This window comes from Haloferax chudinovii, assembly GCF_042663345.1.
GTDB lineage: Archaea > Halobacteriota > Halobacteria > Halobacteriales > Haloferacaceae > Haloferax > Haloferax chudinovii.
The window spans coordinates 112,760-129,599 of sequence record NZ_JBHTAB010000006.1 but is presented as its reverse complement, the minus strand read 5'-3'; the positions used below and the strand labels follow the sequence as shown (position 1 = coordinate 129,599).

The following is a 16,840-nucleotide window of genomic DNA, read 5'->3' as shown; positions in this document are numbered from 1 at the left end:
GCAAGAAGCGGTGTTTCTCTTCGATTCGGTTCGTTTCCAGTCGGCCCCGTGAGTGTCGCGAGCGATGCGGAGACGGTCTCACAGCCGTCAGCGGTTGCACGAACACGACGAGTGGGACCCACTGTCGCGTCCCGGCCGAGTGTCGCGGACGCAGTCGACGAGGTCGCTCGCTGTCTCGCGGACGGCGCGTCGGGCGCTCGATTCGGGGCGTCGCTCTCGGTAGTCGAGGTAGAGCGCCGTCGGCAGGAGAAGCGAGGCGTACACGCCGCTGACGGCGACGGCAATCTGCACCGGGTGGTCCGCGGGGACGACCATCCACCCGACCGCGATGAGCGCCCACAGCGCGATTCCCTGTCGAACGGTCGGACGCCATCGGTTCGTTCGCGCCGACTGCGACTGCACTTCCGAGGTGGCGTCGGCGTCGGCGTCGTCGCCCGAGTCGGACGCCGAGCGGTCGACTCGGCGGGACTCGGTTCGCGTGTCGTCACGTGGAGAAGCGGCGTGACGGAACCTCTGTTCGGACATAGAGTGCTGTCGGCGGCTACGACTCCGAACCTAATGGGAACACGGTTGGAATATGCCAACCAAGAGACGCAGAGCGCGGCGGTCGGCCGCGGGAACTCAGTTACTGCTCGTGCCGCCGGCCGGTTCCGCGAACGCGACGGTCTGTTTCACGTCGGTGACTTCGACCTCGACGCGGTCGCCGGGCTCCGTGCCGGGGACGATGATGACGAAGCCGCGTTCGACCTTCGCGATGCCGTCGCCCTGGTCGCCGAGGGTGTCGATGATGACGGTCCGAACGTCGCCCTCCGCGACGGGGGGTTCTCGCGGCTGTGAGCGCGCGTCGCCGGGGCCCGCCGGCGAGTCGTCCGGTTCCCGGCCGTCGGAGCCGATGTCGCGGTCGTCCGCCGAAGTTGCCGTCGCCGCCGTCGATTCGACCGGAGACTCGGCCACCGACGCGGTAGCCGGACTCGAAAGCAGTGCGATGCGGTACAGCTCCCCCGCCGAAATCGACCCGCTTTCGACGAGTTCGCTCGGAATCGACACCACGTAGCGGTCGCCGTCTCGCTCGACCGAAGTCTCGAAAAGGAGCCGAAGAGAATCTGAGATATCAGTCACTCCCGCTACTTCGTCTCGGACCAAATAAAGGTGGTGAAACCAACACACCCGTCTCGGCCGGCAACGACCGACAGAACCCGCCGAACACCGGTTCCGCCAGACTGCGGGCGTACCCGAAGACACATGACAGCATGGTATCTATTTCTGGCATGGCACGCGACACGCTCGTCTCGTGGCGGACGTTCGCGCTGTTCGTTCTGTTTCCGCCGGCGGCGCTCCTCGCCGTCGTGTTGTTCCCCCTGACGTTGCTCATCTTCGGGTGGCTATACTACCGTGGCAAGTACGAGGCCGTACTGGAGTCCGACGACGAGCAGACGGATGTGAACTCGAACGGCTCCGCCCCGTGAGGCGACGCACCCGCGGGGGGACCTCAGTCGGTGCACTCGTCGAGGTCGGACAGGGCGTCGATTCCCTCGTGCGTCAGTTCGAGCGACTCCGTCGCCGCGGCGGCCGCGCTCGACGGCGGCTAATGAGCGTGTCCTACGTGCGAAAGCGCGCGGGCGGGGGGAAGAAAACCGACGACTGGAAGCGTCGGCCTTGAAGCGGCCAACTGGGAGGACGCCCTACCGCGACACCGTCGTCTCGGCTCGGACGTCGCGGGAGGAGCGGCCGACCTCGACGACGTAGTCACCGGCGTCGACGGTCCATCCCTCGGAGTCGTCGTATCTTCGGAACGCGTGTTCGGACAGCGGGAGTTCGACCGTCTCGGTCTCGCCGGCGGTGAGTTCGACGGCCGCGTAGCCGGCGAGTTCCCGCGTCGGGCGCTCGACGCCCGCGACGGCCGGCGGGCGGACGTACGCCTGCACGACCTCTCTGCCGTCGCGGTCGGACGCGTTCGTCACCTCGACCGCGACCGCGTCGTCGCCGCGTGTCTCCACGTCGCCGTACTCGAAGGTCGCGTACGAGAGGCCGTGGCCGAAGGGGTAGGTCGGGTCGGCGTCCGCGTCGGCGGCGTCGAAATGTCGGTAGCCGACGAAGACGCCCTCGTCGTACTGCGCCTCGTCGTCGACGCCCGGGAATCGCTCCTCGGACGCCGTGGGGTACGAGTCCTCGGGCGCGAAGGTGACCGGGAGGCGGCCGGAGGGGTCGGCGTCGCCGTAGAGGACCGACGCGAGCGCGTCGCCGTCGGCCTGCCCGGGGTACCACGATTCGACGACGGCGTCGACCGAGTCGCGCCACGGCAGTTCGACCGGGCCGCCGGATTGGACGACGACGACGGTCCGGTCGGCGGCGTCGGCGACGGCCGCGACGAGTTCGTCCTGTTCGCCGGGGAGTCGGAGGGACTCGCGGTCCGCGCCCTCGGTGGTCGCGTCCCTGACGACGACGACCGCGACGTCGGCCTCGCGAGCGCAGTCGGCCGCCGCGTCGATGTCCGGCGTCTTCCCGCCGGGGAAGTCGTCGCCAGCGTCTTCGTCGTCACCCGCGGCGTCCGCGCTCTCGTCGAAGAACGAGGGCGTGGTGACGCGTTCGACGCCGGGCTCGAACGCGACCGAGCCGTCGGTTCGGGCGCGGATGCCCGCGAGCGCCGAGACCTCGCGGGCGGGGGTGACTTCGGAGGAGCCGCCGCCGCCGAGCATCGCCTCCGCGACGCCGGGGCCGACGAGCGCGACGTCGGCGTCGTCGGAGAGCGGGAGCGCCCGGTCGTCGTTCTTCAGGAGGACGGTGCCGCGGGCGGCGAGCGTCTCGGCGAGATCGCGGTGTTCGGGCGTGTCGAGCGCGCCGCCGTCGCCCCAGTCGCCGTCGAGGAGGCCGATGCGGGCCATCTGCCCGAGGATTCGCGCGACCATGTCGTCGAGGCGGTCGGCGGGGACCGCGCCCGCCTCGACCGCGGATTTCAGTTCGGTCGCGAACTTGGGGGTCGTCGTCTCGCCGGCCGGGATGCTCTCGTCGTCGCCCTCCTCCAGCATCTCGGCGTCGGGGTCGAGCCCGAACGCCTCGTGGAGCGCGGCGAGCGAGATGCCCGGCATTTCGAGGTCGAGGCCGGCGGTGGCCGCGCCGACGGCGCTTTCGGTGCCGAACCAGTCGGAGACGACGTAGCCGTCGAAGCCCCACTCGTCTTTCAGCACCTCGGTGACGAGCCGCCGGTGGTCGCTCATGTGGGTCCCGTTGACGCGGTTGTACGCGGTCATGACCGACCCCGCGCCCGCCTCGACGGCGGCCTCGAACCCGGGAAGGTAGAGCTCTCGGAGCGCCCGCTCGCCGACCTCGGCGCTGACGACGAGTCGCTTCGTCTCCTGGTTGTTGGCGACGTAGTGCTTCGGCGTGGCGAGGACGTCCTCGGACTGGAGGCCCTCCACGACCGCGGCGGCGAAGTCGGCCGTCACGACGGGGTCCTCGGCGTAGTACTCGAAGTTGCGCCCGCAGTTGGGGACGCGGACGAGGTTCAGCCCGGGCCCGAGGACCGCGTGCTGGCCGCTGGCTTTGGCCTCGCGGGCCATCGCGACGCCCTGCCGCCGCGCGAGTTCGGGGTCGAACGTCGCGGCCACGGCGATAGAGGCCGGAAACGCGGTCGACGAGCGCCCGGGGATGCGAATCCCGAGCGGTCCGTCGGCGAGGCGAAATTCGGGGATGTCGAGTCGGGGGACGCCGGGGACGTAGCCCGTCGCCGTCCCCTCGGGGTCGGTCGCCCCGCGCACGAGCGAGCACTTCTCGTCGAGAGAGAGCGAGTCAACCACGTCGGAGACGTCGGTGTCCGGGGAAGCCATAGAACTGTCTACGAGTTTCGCTAGTGGCTCGAATAGTGTTGTGGTGTCAGCAGGGCAGACTCCTTCTCGAAGCGGCCAGCGTGGGTGGACGCCGGCCGACGGACGCGACCGCACAAACTGTCGTCGAGTCAATAGGTTTTTGAACCCGTCAACTGAGCTACGGAGTATGGTTTACGAGACTGAGAACCCGACGGTCGACGACGCGGTGCGGCGGGTGCTCGACGGCGAGGAACTCGACCGAACCGACGGCGTGGCGCTCATCGCCCAACCGGTCGAACCCCTCGCGGCGGGGGCCGATTACGTCCGTTCCGTCCGCTCCGACGGGACCGTGGACGCCTGTTCTATCGTCAACGCCAAGGCCGGAAACTGCGCCGAGGACTGCGGCTTCTGCGCGCAGTCGGCGCACTTCGACACCGGTATCGAGACGCACGGCTTTCTCGGGCCGGAGGCGGTGTTAGACGCCGCGCGGCGCGCCGAACGCGACGGCGCACAGCGGTTCGGCATCGTCGTCGCCGAGAAGGGCGTCTCGAAGGAGCGCCGGCCCGAGGAGTGGGCGGAGGTGCTGGAGGCGATTCGGCTGGTCCGCGACGAGACGAGCGTCGAAATCGACGCCTCGCTCGGCCTGCTCACCGAGGAGGAGGCGCGAATCCTCGCCGAGGAGGGCGTGAACCACTACAACCACAACATCGAGACCTCACCGCGGTACTTCGACGAGGTGGTCGGGACCCACGGCTTCGAGGACCGACTGGTGACGCTCCGACGGGCGAAAGACGCGGGAATGGACCTCTGTGCCGGCGTCGTCCTCGGAATGGGCGAGACGCCGGCGGACCGCGTCGACGCCGCTATCGAACTCCAGAAAGTCGGCGTCGAATCGCTCCCGGTGAACGTGCTTAACCCCGTTTCCGGGACGCCGCTCGGTGACGCCGACCACGCCGACATCACGACGGCAGAACTCGTCAAGACCGTCGCGGTCTACCGACTGCTCCACCCCGACGCGCGCGTCCGCTTGACCGGCGGGCGGGAGGTCAACCTCGCGCCCGACGAGCAACACCTGCCGTTCGAGGCCGGCGCGGACGGCGTCCTCACCGGTGACTACCTGACGACCGACGGCCAGTCGCCGGCGGCCGACATCGAGGTCGTCGAGCGGGCGGGCCTCGAACCGAACCGCGCGGTCAACGACTTCGACGTGGACGCCGTCAAGCGCCGGGAAGCGAGAGACGACTGAGGAGATAGGGAACCGCCGAACTGCCGAACCGCCGAACCGCCGAACCGCCGAACCGCCGCCAGCGACGCGTCGCTCACCCGAGGGCGCTGTGCCGGGACATGAGCGAGATGACCTGCCGGTGGAGCGCCTGATTGGACGCGACGACGGTGTCGCCGGTCACGTCGTCTATCGCCTCGACGTGCGTCACCTCGCCGCCGGCCTCGCGGACGAGGAGCGGGCCGGTTCTCGTGTCCCACATATCGAGGTTCTGCTCGAAGTAGACGTCGAAGCGGCCGGCGGCGACGAGCGCCAACTCCGCGGCGGCCGACCCCATCCGGCGAACGCCTCGCGTCGACTCGCAGAGCGCTTCGAGATACGCGCCGTCGCCGTTCGCTCGGGCCAGCGAGTCGAACCCGGTCACGACGAGCGCGTCCGACAGCTCCGCGGCGTTCGAGACCGAGAGTTCCCGCCCGTTGACGAACGCGCCTTCGCCCTCTATCGCGACGTACAACTGGTCCGCGGGGACGTAGTTGACGACGCCGACGTCGGGCCGTGTCGCACCCTCGTACATGATGGAGACGGAGAAGTGCGGCACGCCGTTGTGGAAGTTGACCGTGCCGTCGAGCGGGTCGACGACCCAGCGCGGCTTCGGGCGGAACTCCGGAGAACCCTCCTCGGAGACGATGTTGTCGTCCGGGAACGCGGCGGCTATCACGTCGATGATGCGTTCTTCGGCGGCCTCGTCCGCCGGGCGGTCGCGAAACCGCTCGTGCGAACCCGACTCGAAGCGGGCCCGTAACTCGTCGCCGGCGACCTCGGCCGCCCGAATCGCGGTCCACAGGTAGCGGTCGTCAACCATACACCGACGTGGCCGAGGCTCGTATATTGTGACTGCTATGTTGTCTCAATAGTACTCTGTTCAGTACGTTGCTATCATAGTACGGTTGATAAGTCGTTGTCAGTGATGTATCGTATGCTCACTATCGGGCATCGAGGCTGTGCGGGCCAGTATCCAGAGAACACGATTCCCGCAATCGAGCGGTCTGCACCCCACGTCGACCTCGTCGAGGTGGACGTGATGTGCTGTGGCTCCGGGGAACTGGTCGCGTTTCACGACGACGACCTGTCGCGGCTGACGACGGCCTCGGGTCAACTCGCCGAAACCACCGTCGACGACCTCACGACCCTTCGAGTCGACGGCTCGGGGGCGACGATTCCGCGGTTCGACCGAGTGGTCGAGAAGTGGCCCGCGGGCACCGGCATGAACCTCGATACCCGCGACCCGGCCCTCGTCGAAGACGCCTTAGACGCCGTCGAGGCGCTCGACGAGCGAGTCGTCTTTTCGTCGCCGTCGCGCGAAGCGGTCGATGTCGCGCTGGAGACGCCGACGTCGGCCGAGGTCGGCTACTCGTTCCGCGACGACGTTTCCGCGGAGTTGGCGTGGGCCACCGAGCGGGGCTGTGAGTTCGTCCACGTCGAACACGGCCTGTGCACCTCCACAGACCTCGTGGAGCGCGCGCACGACGCCGGCCTGCTCGTCGACGCGTGGACCGTCGACGACGAAGCGACCGCGACGGCCCTCCGGTCGCTCGGCGTCGACGCGCTCACCGTCGACCGATGGGACGCCGTCACTACGGAGTCGCACTCGTGAACCCGACTCGACGCCCGAGGCCGTCGACCGCCTTTTTATACCCCAATCAGAGCGGTACGAGTTACACCAGAGAACAACATATTTATAATTATTCGCTAAATAATGGTAAAATTTAAATTATGTGTTCGGATATGTTCCAGTACATGCCTGAAAATGGCCCTGTCGGCGAGCGAGCCGAAACGACGAACCGAGCTATCGGACGCACAACCAGTCGGCGCGGATTCCTCGCAACGGCGGGGGCTGTCGGCGTCGCGGGACTCGCGGGCTGTTCCGGTGGGAGCAACTCGCCGACCGAAACCCAGGGCGGGAGCGGGAGCACCGAACAGTCGGGAACGACGGCCGGGACGTCCGGCGCGCAAGACGTGACCGTCTCGTTTTGGCACATCTTCGGCGGCGAACTCGGCCAGACGCTGGGAGACATGGCCGCCGAGTTCTCACAGCAAAACGACGGAATCACTATCGAAGCGGTCAACAACGGCGGCTACCGGCAGAACCTCAATCAGTCGCTACAGGCGTCGCGGGCGGGCGACCCGCCGGGTATCGTCCAGATATTCGAGGTCGGGACGCGACTCGCGCTCGACAGCGGGTCGTTCACGCCGGTCGAGGAGATTCTGCCGGAAGAGCAAATCGACTTCGACGACTTCCTGCCGTCGGTCTTGAACTACTACCGCATGGACGGGACGCTGAACTCGATGCCGTTCAACTCCTCGAACACCATCATGCTCTACAACAAGAGCGCGTTCGAGGAGGCCGGCCTCGACCCCGAAAGCCCGCCGCGGAGCCTCGCGGAGGTCCGGCAGGCCGCACAGACCATCGTCGACCAGACCGACATGGAGAGCGGAATCAGTTGGCCGAACCACACGTGGATGCAGATCGAACAGCAGTTCGCCAAGCAGGACCAGGTGCTCGTGAATCAGGAGAACGGCCGCGACGGTCGACCCGACCAGACGTTCTTCAACTCCGAGGCGGGGCGAAGCGTCTACTCCTGGTGGAAGCAGATGGCCCAAGACGGGCTCTATCTCAACCCCGGCATCGAGGCGTGGGGCGAAGCGCGGCAGGCGTTCCTCACCCAGAAGGTGCCGATGCTGTGGGACTCCACGTCGAACATCGTCTCGATGCAGTCCGGCGCGAAGGAGAACGGCTTCGAACTCGGCTCCGGCTACCTGCCGACGCCCAACGGCGCGAACACCGGCGTCGTCATCGGCGGGGGGTCGCTGTGGGTGCCCGACGCCCTCTCCGACGAGAAGAAGCAGGCCGCGGGTGAGTTCATCGCCTACGTCACCCAGACCGAACAGCAGGCGCGCTGGCACCGCAACAGCGGCTACTTCCCGGTTCGACAGAGCTCCATCGACCGGCTCACGGACGACGGTTGGTTCGAGAACAACCCCAACTTCAGCACGGCGTTCGACCAGCTACAGGACACCGACGACACGCCCGCGACACGCGGCGCGGTGATGGGCGTGTTCCCCAAGACCCGGTCGATTAACGAGGAGATATCGGTCAGCATCATCAACGACCAACTCGGCGTCGAGGAGGGACTGTCGCGGATGGACACGCAGGTCGGCGAGGCACTCGCCGGGTACAACGGCAACTACGACGGGAGCCAGTAGGCTCCCCCGAAACGTGAGTTAATTTATATGTCTACTGCCACAAAACCGTACGACTCGACGCTTCAGGCGGCGTTGTTGTTACTCCCGACAGCGGCGGTACTCGTCGCGTTCCTGTACTACCCCTCGCTCGAAACGTTCCGTCTCAGCCTCTACGAGACGCTGTTCCTCGGACAGCGACAGACGTGGACCGGGCTCGGGAACTTCGTCACCCTGCTCACTTCGGGCGTCTACCAGTACAGCTTCTTCATCACGGTCGCGTTCGCGGCGGTCGTCGTCTTCGGGACGCTCGGCGTCTCGCTGTTGATCGGCTACATGATATTCTCCGTCGACGTCCGGTCGTCCGTCTATCTCGTCGCCGCGATTTGGCCGTACGCGCTCCCGCCGGCGGTCGCCGCGATTCTCCTGAACTTCATCCTCCACCCGAATCTCGGCATCTTCACCCACTATCTCGAACTCCTGACGCCGCTCACTTTGGACTGGTTCAACGACGGCCCGCAGGCGTTCGCCATCCTCGCGGTCGTCGCTATCTGGAAACAGCTCGGCTACAACATCATCTTCATCGTCGCCGCGCTCAACAACATCCCCGAGATACTGACGGAAAACGCGCGAATCGACGGCGTCGGTCGGTTCAGAATGCTGTACAAGGTGTACGTGCCGATGATTGCGCCGACGATGACGTTCCTCGTCGTCATGAACACGATATACGCGTTCTTCTCGACGTTCCCGCTCGTGGACCTGATGACGAGCGGCGGGCCGAGCGACGCCACGAACTTCCTGATATTCAAGCTCTACCGCGACGCCTTCCAGTTCAACAGCCTCGGACTGGCGTCCGCGCAGTCCGTGATTCTGTTCGTCGTCGTGTCGATTCTGATGTACATCCAGCTTCGGTTCGCGTCGGGCTACGGGCGGTACGGAGGATAACGAGATGGCCACAGAGACAGACACCACGACGTTCGACGCGGGAAAACTCGCGAACCGACTCCCCGACGACGCGCTGTTGCACGGCGGCATCGTCTTCGCAATCCTCTTGATGGCGTCGCCGCTGTTGCTCGCGATTATCATGAGCACGCAGTCGACGACGGAGGTGTATCAGGTGACGAACCTCGGCCTCGGGTCGAAGGGGCTTTCGAACTACTCGGACGCGCTCGTGAACTACGACTTCAGCACGTACATGCTGAACTCGTTCGTGATGAGCGTCATCGTCGTCGTCGGGAAGGTCACGCTCTCGCTTTTCGCGGCGCTCGCGCTCGTCTACTACCGCTTCCCGTACGAGCGGGCGGTGTTCATGTTCATCCTGCTGACGCTGTTGTTGCCGGTGCCCGTTCGAATCGTCCCGCTGTTCCAGTTGATGGCCGACCTCGGGTGGACGAACTCCCTGTTGGCGTTGACCGGGCCGTACATCGCGAGCGCGACGGCCGTATTCCTCTTTCGCCAGCAGTTCATGGGAATCCCGGCCTCGCTCGTCGAGGTCGCGCGCCTCGACGGCGTCGGCCCGCTCACCTTCCTGTTCAGGGTGCTCATTCCGATGTCGAGAGGGATGGTCGCCGGGGTGTGCGTTATCACGTTCATCTACACGTGGAACCAGTTCCTCTGGCCGCTGGTCGTCGTGACCGACAAGAGCAGTCAGGTCGTCCAAGTCGGGATTCGGTACCTCCAAGGCTCCGCGCAGGCGGGGCTGACGCAGTGGGGGCTCATCATGGCCGGCGCGGTCCTCGCGTTGCTCCCGCCGCTCGTGGTGCTCGTCGTGCTACACCGACCGCTCCTGCGAACGCTCACCATCCAACAGAAATAGCGAACTCACCATGTCAGACATCACGATTCAGAACGTACGGAAGACGTACGACGACGTGCGCGCCGTGAAGGGTATCGACCTCGAAATCGACGACGGCGAGTTCCTCGTCGTCGTCGGCCCGTCGGGGTGCGGGAAATCCACGACGCTCCGAATGCTCGCCGGCCTCGAATCGGTGACGGACGGCTCCATCGCTATCGGCGACCGCGTCGTCAACGAGGTGCCGCCGAAGGACCGAAGCATCGCGATGGTGTTTCAGAACTACGCGCTGTACCCCCACATGACGGCGGCGGAGAACATGAAGTTCGGCATGAAATCGGCGAGCGAGTTCTCCGCCGACGAAATCGAGCGACGCGTCGAAGACGCCACCGAGACGCTCGACATCGCGCACCTCCGGGACCGGAAACCGAAGGAACTCTCGGGCGGGGAGCGACAGCGGGTGGCCATCGGCCGGGCGCTCGTCCGCGAACCGGACGTGTTCCTGATGGACGAGCCGCTTTCGAACCTCGACGCGAAGCTCCGGGTGCAGATGCGCGCTGAACTGCTCAAGCTCCACCGCGACCTCGATACGACGACCGTCTACGTCACCCACGACCAGACGGAGGCGATGACGCTCGGCGACAGAGTCGCCGTGCTCGAAGACGGGACGCTCCAGCAGGTCGCGCCGCCCCAAGCGCTGTACGACTACCCGACGAACCAGTTCGTCGCCGGCTTCGTCGGCGAGCCCGCGATGAACTTCGTTCCCGTGGCGGTCCGGCGGCAGAGGAGCGAACACGTCGCCGAAGCGCCGGGTCTCTCGCTCACGCTCCCCGCCGGGTCCGGACTCGACGACGTGGACGACGACGGCCTCACGCTCGGTTTCAGGCCGGAAGACGTCTCTCTCGTCTCGAACAGCGCCGGGGCGTCGGAGTCGTTCACCGCCGAGGTGACGGTCACCGAACCGCTCGGAGAGCTCCTGCTTCTGCACTGTCGGCTCGGCGACGAGGAGATTCGGGTCAAGGTCGAGCCGCGGAGTCGGATTACGGCCGGGGACACCGTCGAACTCGCCGTCGATACGGACCGTCTGCACCTGTTCGATGCGGACGGCGACGCCGTCTACCACTCGTCGGTGCCCGAGCGGGCGACCGAGAGCGTCGTAGCCGATTGACGAGGCGAGCGGTAAAGCGAGCGACGAAGCGAGCGCAGGGCGCGTCGCTACCGCCCGTCGAACGCCTCGGGCGATAGGTCGAGTCCCGCCCGCTCCTCGTCGGTGAGTTCTTCGAGAACGCTCGTCCCGGAACCCGCCTTCGAGTCCCACGACCAGTCCTCGTGGAGGCGGAGGCGACCGTCGTCCAGTCGCTCGATGCGGTCCGTCGAGTGCCCGGTCGCGGTCGTCCCGTCTTCGGTGACGTGGGAGTAGCGGAAGTCGAGCGTGTCGCCGAGGCGGCGGCCAACGAGGTGACCCAGCCTGACGGTTCCGCCGCGGTACGTCGCGTGAATCAGGTCGTCGGACTGGTCGAACCAGAAGTAAGTGTCGCCGCCGACGTCGCCGCCCTCGTCGTTGGCGACCGATTTGAAAACTCGGCCGTCGAGCGACGGCGCGTGAGATTCGGGCATACTCAGTGTATGGGACCGGCCGTTATGAGTGGTCCGCCGAGAAATGTGAGCGACCGGTTGTCCCCCAGCCCGGTCATCCGGTCATCCGGTCGTCGGCCCGTCACGGCCCGTCACACCATCACCGGTCAGTCGCTACTCCGACCTTCCGACCCGGAGTCAGAGCCGTTTTTGACCGCGTGAGTCGCCTTTTCCATGCCTCTCTTGGCCTCACTCACTTTCGTCCGTTTTCCGACCTGTTTGGCGAGTTCGTCTTCGTGGCCCTCCACGAGCCCGAGCAACCGTCGAAGCTTGCTCATCGCGCCCATGGCATCGGCGATAGCGCTTCCCCGGACGAAAAGGAGGCGGCCGCGAACCGCAGAACCGACACCGGAGAGTAGACGCCTGCCGGCTTCGAGTAGACGGTGAACCAACAGTCGAGAGAAGCGATTCATCTATGAGTTCAGTATATAATTAAAATCCGACATATATGCGAGACGTTCTGTCATATGTCTCCACGCGAGATGAGAGTGAACGGTTCGGTCGATACGCACGTCGGACAAAGATCAGCAGGCGAGGGAGAGCTCAGAATCAGTGTTCGAGCCCGTGAAAGTCGAGGTGTCAGATACGTGCGTTCAGAACGACGCGCGCGTCGTTGGTACGAACGACGGCACCTCACGTGACGTTCGAGTCACGCCAGTACGGTCGTTTTCCGTCGGGAACAGCAATTGAGAAGCGTTTATGTCCGAACCTCGAAGTCTTGACATCGTTAGAGATTCACCGACACTCTCAGAGACGCGTGCGTCAATTATCCAGCCGAGAAAGTAGATAAGAAATCAAGTATGTTTCTTATATTCTCAGTATTTTGGTAGTTCATTCTGGCGTTCGTGTCGGGGCGTCGGACCATCGCCCCAGTTGGCGTTCTCAGCTTCCCCGGTAGGTCGTGTAGCTCCCCGCCGACAGCAACAGGGAAACGTGGTAGCGCTCGCTCGCGTCGTCGACGACGAACCGGACCGGAACCGTCTCCAAGAACGACGACTCCGTGGGGGCGGCGCGGTAGTACGGGCCGACTTCGAACAGGCGTTGGTAGGTTCCGGTCGCCATCGCGTCGGCCGACAAAAGTGACTCGTCAAGGTCGTCGCGGTCGTCGTAGACCCAGAAGATGTCGAGCGAGATGTAGAGCGTCCGGTCTTTGCGCTCCGGGAGCGTCGGGTACTCGTCTTGGACGTACCGGTGAATGAACTCCCCTTGACCTTGAACTTGACCAGTTCGAGGCCGGACACCGGCGGTGTGACGTGCGGTTCCGCCGCCGCGTGAACGCCGCGCGATAAATTACATATTTATTTTCGTAATGTGTCGTCGCGACAGACGCGGGTTCGACGCATCGTCAAGCGGCGTACCGCCCCGTGCGCCGCGAGCGGTCGAATCCTCGCAATGGCCCTCGGCGACAGTCGTTCGACTGTTTCAAACGCGGCGTCAAAGACGGCTGTAACGAGGGCGTTTACGGGGACTGTCATCCTCGGCGAGGAGGCGCTCGTTGGTATCTGCACTGTCGACTACGACGAGCGATGACCGCATACAGGCGCAACGATGCTCCGGCACAGAAAACTCTCCCGCGGGGCGGGTCGGTTGTGAGGGTGGTGCGTAGAGGAAACGAACGAACGACTCGCGCTCAGCGGTCGGCCCGATACCGCTCGACCGCGTCCTCGTCGATTTCGACGCCCAGTCCCGGGGTCTGCGGCACGTCCACCTCGCCGCCGGTCGGGTCGAACGGGGTTTGCAGAATCTCGTCGCGGAGCGGGTTCTCGCTCCGGTCGAACTCGACCATCATCGGGTCCGGGACGTGCCGCGTGTGCGGGTAGTCCGAGACCGACGCCGCGAACTGGACCGCGGCGGCGAGGCCGACCGCGCTGTTCCAGATGTGGGGCCGGACCGCCACGTTCTCCGTGCTGGCGAGGTCGGCGATGCGGCTCGCCTCCGAGAGCCCGCCGCACCGGCCGAGATTCGGCTGGACCACGTCGACCGTCCGGTCGTCCACGAGGCGCTTGAACTCGAAGCGACCGTAGTGCGCTTCGCCGGCCGCGAGGGGCACGTCGACGCCGCGTTTGACCTCGCGGTAGCCCGAGAGATTCTCCGGCGGGACCGGCTCTTCCATCCACGTGATGTCGAACTCCTCGATGGCCTTCGCGGTGCGAATCGCCTGTCGCGGCCGGTAGTTCCCGTTGATGTCGACCATCAGCCGCGCGTCGTCGCCGAGGAGTTGGCGGGCGGTTCGAACCCGCTCCACGTCGGACTCCGTGCCGGTGCCGATTTTTATCTTGGCCGCCGAGAACCCCTCGTCGACGGCGTCGCGAATCGGCTCGGCGATGTCGCGGTCCGCCTCGGTGAAGTACATCGTCGAGGCGTAGGCCGTGAGCGTCTCGCGGGGCGTCCCGCCGAGGAGTCGGTGGACGGGTTTGCCGACCGCCTTGCCGACGAGGTCCCACAGCGCCACGTCGATGCCGCTGAGGGCGCTCTGGACGAAGACGCTCCCGCCGAAGTGGTACGGGTCGGTGTACGACTCCTCGGCGAGCCGTCGCACGTCGAAGGGGTCCATGCCGACCACGTCGGCGCGGAAGAACTCGTCGACGACGGGCGCGACGACGCTCCCCGGCGCGAACGCCTCGCCCCAGCCGACCTCGCCGGTGTCGGTGTCGACGCGGATGAGCGTCGTCGCCCTGTCGTGGCCGAACCCGCGCGCGTCGCCGAGACCCTGCCCGTCGGGGAGGCGGTGCGATATCGGGATGACTTCGATGTCGGTTACGTGCATGAAAAGTGTACCACGGAGAGACGCATTATAGCTTGTGCAGACGGCGAACGCGGCGAGACCGGCTCTTCGACCCAGTAGCAGTCCCGCTCGGCGGCGAAGCTGACGAGCCCTCGACCGTCTCGCGGTGGTAGCCGTCGCGAATCTTTCACCACGTGTGCACGTCGAGCATCACTTCCATGTCGCCCGCGACGTCGGCGAGCAGTTCGATGGTGCGGCGGTCCCCGTCGGGGAGCGGCGCGCGTCGTCGCGGAGACTGTTCTCCGGTGAGGAACAAACACCACAACTGTTGCTGGACGAGTTCGCACTCGCGTCGCTGTGAGAACTGAGGCGATGTTCGAGCCCGAAATCGTGCATCGAAGCGCCCTTCATATCATATTTACATATATCTTTATTATTTGGTAATTCGTCGTGGGCTGTCAACAGGAGGCTACGACATGCTCGCGGTGAGGTTCCACCGTGAGCCGACGGTTCGCACCACCCACCCGCCGATTCGACCGCATCCCAGACCGAACATGGAGGCGAGACACAGCACGACTCCGCCGGCGAGCGCGAAGAACGCGACTCTGGACGGCGGCCACGCCGCCGTCGTTCCCGTCGTCACCGCGAATATGACCAGTTCTAGAACACCGCCAAGAAAGCCGGCGCAGAGTCCGGCGGCGTCCGAATCTTCCGAACGGGCCGCGGCGACGGCTCCCGCGATGAACGCCCCGAATATCATCATACCAGCACCGACGGTCGCCTCCGAGTTCGGGAGCCAGTTCACGACGGTACTGACGGGGATCGAGGCTATCACCCCGACGAGCGCGGCGTTCCATGCCGGAGAGGGGGCCCTGAAGCGGGGAATCGAGACCATACACGCGTATGTAAGACGGCTAAGGAGTCATAATCTTGGCGGGGTTTGACGGTGGAGTTCGAACTGTACTCAGCGTCTGGGCCACTCGTGGTACCGTTCGCAGACTGAGAGGCCGTCCGCCCGACTGGTCTCCGGTGGTCAGAAACTGTCTAAAATAATAAATGAATTGTATTTACAAAAATTTCACACATATCTGTAATCGGATTTTGATGCGACGGAAAAGATACGAACACGCCGGCAGAACGTATCTTATGGCAGACAGTACAACAGTCGACGAGCCGGTCGTCACGGAGCTTAGTGACGCGAACTCCACGGCGTTCGACGCCGGTCGCACGGAATCGGCCAACCTACGCGACGTGGCGGTCACGCGAGCGGCGCTGGAGTCGGATAGAGAGCCGATGGCGACCGCGGGAGAGCGGAACCCGCTTACTGCCAGAACGCCCACGATATCTACGTCGTCTGCGGAACGCTCGGCCCCGGACTGGACGATAGGACGCGGACGGAGATTGCCGCCTGCTGTGCCGCGATTATCCCGCCGGGGCATCGCGGCTGGACGGTCGGAGACGAACGACTCGTCTATCTGGAGTTCGACCCGAGCGAGTAACCGTGAGTACCATACCGTCGGTCCGCGTAGCTTCCCGACGAGATGTCTCGATTCGTGGCGGCCGCGTGCCAGCTAGACTCGCGAGACGACAAGGCGGCGAACGTCGAGCGGGCGCTCGAACTCCTCGACGAAGCCGCGGCCGACGGCGCGGACTTCGTGGCGTTCCCGGAGATGACGACCTTCATCGGCCCGGAAGAGCGGTTCGCCGAGGTCGCGGAGTCGCTGGATGGGCCGACGATACAACGGTTCTCCGAAAAGGCCCGGGAGCACGGCGTCTTCGTCCACACGGGGAGTTTCTTCGAGCGGATTCCGAACAGCGACCGGGTGTACAACACGTCGGCGCTCATCGGCCCGAGCGGCGAGGTGCTCGACACCTACCGGAAGGTCCACCTGTTCGACATCGAACTCGACGGGAGCGTCGAACACCGCGAGTCCGACCACGTCGCGCCCGGCGACCAGACGGTGACGGTTGACACCGACCTCGCGACGTTCGGCCTCTCTATCTGTTACGACCTCCGGTTTCCGGGACTCTACCGGACGATGGCGCAGTCCGGTGCGAACGTCCTTCTCGTCCCCGCGGCGTTCACGATGCACACCGGAAAAGACCACTGGGAACCGCTCCTTCGCGCCCGCGCTATCGAGAATCAGGCGTACGTCATCGCGCCCGGTCAAATTGGTGACAAGCCGTCGTGGGTCGAGACCTACGGCCGCACGCTCGTCGTCGACCCGTGGGGGAACGTGATTTCGAAGGCGCGGGACCGCGAGGAAGTCGTCACGGCGACCATCGACCTGTCGCATCTGGACGATATCCGCCACGACATGCAGACGCTCCAGCACGCGCGTCCGGACGTGTACGAGCGGTCGGACGAGGTGAGTAGGGGAAGCGAATGAGCGACGCGGTAACGAGAGTCTGAAACGTCTTGT

17 protein-coding genes and 3 pseudogenes are annotated in these 16,840 nt (G+C 65.4%); 9 read left to right on the top strand and 11 right to left on the bottom strand.

Annotated elements, in window-relative coordinates; all coding sequences use genetic code 11:
- Nucleotides 1-87 precede the first annotated feature (87 nt).
- Nucleotides 88-525, bottom strand: coding sequence for a hypothetical protein (locus tag ACFQI8_RS12375; RefSeq protein WP_390245191.1), 438 nt, complete (start codon nucleotides 523-525; stop codon nucleotides 88-90).
- 96 nt (nucleotides 526-621) lie between these two features.
- The gene (locus ACFQI8_RS12370; protein WP_390245189.1) at nucleotides 622-1,119 is read right to left on the bottom strand and encodes a TRAM domain-containing protein; all 498 of its coding nucleotides are present in this window, start codon (nucleotides 1,117-1,119) and stop codon (nucleotides 622-624) included.
- Nucleotides 1,120-1,268: 149 nt separating this feature from the next.
- Here ACFQI8_RS12370 and ACFQI8_RS12365 point away from each other — a divergent pair, with 149 nt between their 5' ends.
- Nucleotides 1,269-1,466, top strand: coding sequence for a hypothetical protein (locus ACFQI8_RS12365; protein ID WP_390245187.1), 198 nt, complete (start codon nucleotides 1,269-1,271; stop codon nucleotides 1,464-1,466).
- A 216-nt stretch (nucleotides 1,467-1,682) separates the two neighbouring features.
- Here the strand turns inward: ACFQI8_RS12365 and ACFQI8_RS12360 are convergent, their stop codons facing one another.
- Nucleotides 1,683-3,824, bottom strand: a complete 2,142-nt coding sequence (locus ACFQI8_RS12360; protein WP_390245185.1) for a beta-glucosidase family protein — start codon at nucleotides 3,822-3,824, stop codon at nucleotides 1,683-1,685.
- A gap of 166 nt (nucleotides 3,825-3,990) precedes the next feature.
- Between ACFQI8_RS12360 and bioB the strand changes: the two genes are divergently transcribed.
- Nucleotides 3,991-5,049, top strand: a complete 1,059-nt coding sequence (bioB, locus tag ACFQI8_RS12355; RefSeq protein ID WP_390245183.1) for a biotin synthase BioB — start codon at nucleotides 3,991-3,993, stop codon at nucleotides 5,047-5,049.
- A gap of 73 nt (nucleotides 5,050-5,122) precedes the next feature.
- On the opposite strand, the gene ACFQI8_RS12350 is transcribed toward bioB, so the two are convergent.
- Nucleotides 5,123-5,887: an inositol monophosphatase family protein gene (locus ACFQI8_RS12350; protein WP_390245181.1), complete on the bottom strand. Its 765-nt coding sequence runs from the start codon at nucleotides 5,885-5,887 to the stop codon at nucleotides 5,123-5,125.
- A 114-nt stretch (nucleotides 5,888-6,001) separates the two neighbouring features.
- On the opposite strand from ACFQI8_RS12350, the gene ACFQI8_RS12345 reads away from it, so the two are divergent.
- The 5 genes from ACFQI8_RS12345 (at nucleotide 6,002) to ACFQI8_RS12325 (ending at nucleotide 11,225) form a co-directional block, all read left to right on the top strand.
- Nucleotides 6,002-6,679, top strand: coding sequence for a glycerophosphodiester phosphodiesterase (locus tag ACFQI8_RS12345; RefSeq protein ID WP_390245179.1), 678 nt, complete (start codon nucleotides 6,002-6,004; stop codon nucleotides 6,677-6,679).
- Between the two features lie 131 nt (nucleotides 6,680-6,810).
- Nucleotides 6,811-8,289 carry an ABC transporter substrate-binding protein gene (locus tag ACFQI8_RS12340; RefSeq protein ID WP_390245177.1) on the top strand — a complete coding sequence of 493 codons (1,479 nt, stop codon included), beginning with the start codon at nucleotides 6,811-6,813 and terminating at the stop codon, nucleotides 8,287-8,289.
- 27 nt (nucleotides 8,290-8,316) lie between these two features.
- Nucleotides 8,317-9,210: a carbohydrate ABC transporter permease gene (locus ACFQI8_RS12335; protein ID WP_390245175.1), complete on the top strand. Its 894-nt coding sequence runs from the start codon at nucleotides 8,317-8,319 to the stop codon at nucleotides 9,208-9,210.
- A 4-nt stretch (nucleotides 9,211-9,214) separates the two neighbouring features.
- On the top strand, nucleotides 9,215-10,081 hold the full coding sequence (locus ACFQI8_RS12330) for a carbohydrate ABC transporter permease (protein WP_390245173.1): 867 nt from the start codon (nucleotides 9,215-9,217) through the stop codon (nucleotides 10,079-10,081).
- 10 nt (nucleotides 10,082-10,091) lie between these two features.
- Nucleotides 10,092-11,225 carry an ABC transporter ATP-binding protein gene (locus tag ACFQI8_RS12325; protein ID WP_390245171.1) on the top strand — a complete coding sequence of 378 codons (1,134 nt, stop codon included), beginning with the start codon at nucleotides 10,092-10,094 and terminating at the stop codon, nucleotides 11,223-11,225.
- A 47-nt stretch (nucleotides 11,226-11,272) separates the two neighbouring features.
- Here ACFQI8_RS12325 and ACFQI8_RS12320 read toward each other — a convergent pair whose 3' ends face one another.
- The 4 genes and pseudogenes from ACFQI8_RS12320 to ACFQI8_RS12305 form a co-directional block, all read right to left on the bottom strand.
- Nucleotides 11,273-11,674, bottom strand: coding sequence for an avidin-fold protein (locus tag ACFQI8_RS12320; protein WP_390245169.1), 402 nt, complete (start codon nucleotides 11,672-11,674; stop codon nucleotides 11,273-11,275).
- A 125-nt stretch (nucleotides 11,675-11,799) separates the two neighbouring features.
- Nucleotides 11,800-11,979, bottom strand: coding sequence for a hypothetical protein (locus ACFQI8_RS12315; protein ID WP_390245330.1), 180 nt, complete (start codon nucleotides 11,977-11,979; stop codon nucleotides 11,800-11,802).
- A 595-nt stretch (nucleotides 11,980-12,574) separates the two neighbouring features.
- A pseudogene (locus tag ACFQI8_RS12310) lies at nucleotides 12,575-12,781 on the bottom strand (hydroxyisourate hydrolase); the annotation flags it as partial.
- Nucleotides 12,782-12,784: 3 nt separating this feature from the next.
- A pseudogene (locus ACFQI8_RS12305) lies at nucleotides 12,785-12,942 on the bottom strand (factor-independent urate hydroxylase); the annotation flags it as partial.
- 142 nt (nucleotides 12,943-13,084) lie between these two features.
- Here ACFQI8_RS12305 and ACFQI8_RS12300 point away from each other — a divergent pair.
- Nucleotides 13,085-13,222: a hypothetical protein gene (locus ACFQI8_RS12300; RefSeq protein ID WP_390245167.1), complete on the top strand. Its 138-nt coding sequence runs from the start codon at nucleotides 13,085-13,087 to the stop codon at nucleotides 13,220-13,222.
- A 100-nt stretch (nucleotides 13,223-13,322) separates the two neighbouring features.
- Here ACFQI8_RS12300 and ACFQI8_RS12295 read toward each other — a convergent pair whose 3' ends face one another.
- From ACFQI8_RS12295 to ACFQI8_RS12285, 3 genes and pseudogenes are all read right to left on the bottom strand, one after another.
- Nucleotides 13,323-14,459 (bottom strand): mandelate racemase/muconate lactonizing enzyme family protein, encoded by a 1,137-nt coding sequence (locus ACFQI8_RS12295; RefSeq protein ID WP_390245165.1) that lies wholly within the window; start codon nucleotides 14,457-14,459, stop codon nucleotides 13,323-13,325.
- A 50-nt stretch (nucleotides 14,460-14,509) separates the two neighbouring features.
- Nucleotides 14,510-14,688, bottom strand: a pseudogene (locus tag ACFQI8_RS12290) (mandelate racemase/muconate lactonizing enzyme family protein); the annotation flags it as partial.
- A 198-nt stretch (nucleotides 14,689-14,886) separates the two neighbouring features.
- On the bottom strand, nucleotides 14,887-15,312 hold the full coding sequence (locus tag ACFQI8_RS12285; protein WP_390245163.1) for a DUF5518 domain-containing protein: 426 nt from the start codon (nucleotides 15,310-15,312) through the stop codon (nucleotides 14,887-14,889).
- A 646-nt stretch (nucleotides 15,313-15,958) separates the two neighbouring features.
- On the opposite strand from ACFQI8_RS12285, the gene ACFQI8_RS12280 reads away from it, so the two are divergent.
- The gene (locus ACFQI8_RS12280) at nucleotides 15,959-16,807 is read left to right on the top strand and encodes a carbon-nitrogen hydrolase family protein (RefSeq protein WP_390245161.1); all 849 of its coding nucleotides are present in this window, start codon (nucleotides 15,959-15,961) and stop codon (nucleotides 16,805-16,807) included.
- The last annotated feature ends 33 nt before the right edge of the window (nucleotides 16,808-16,840 follow it).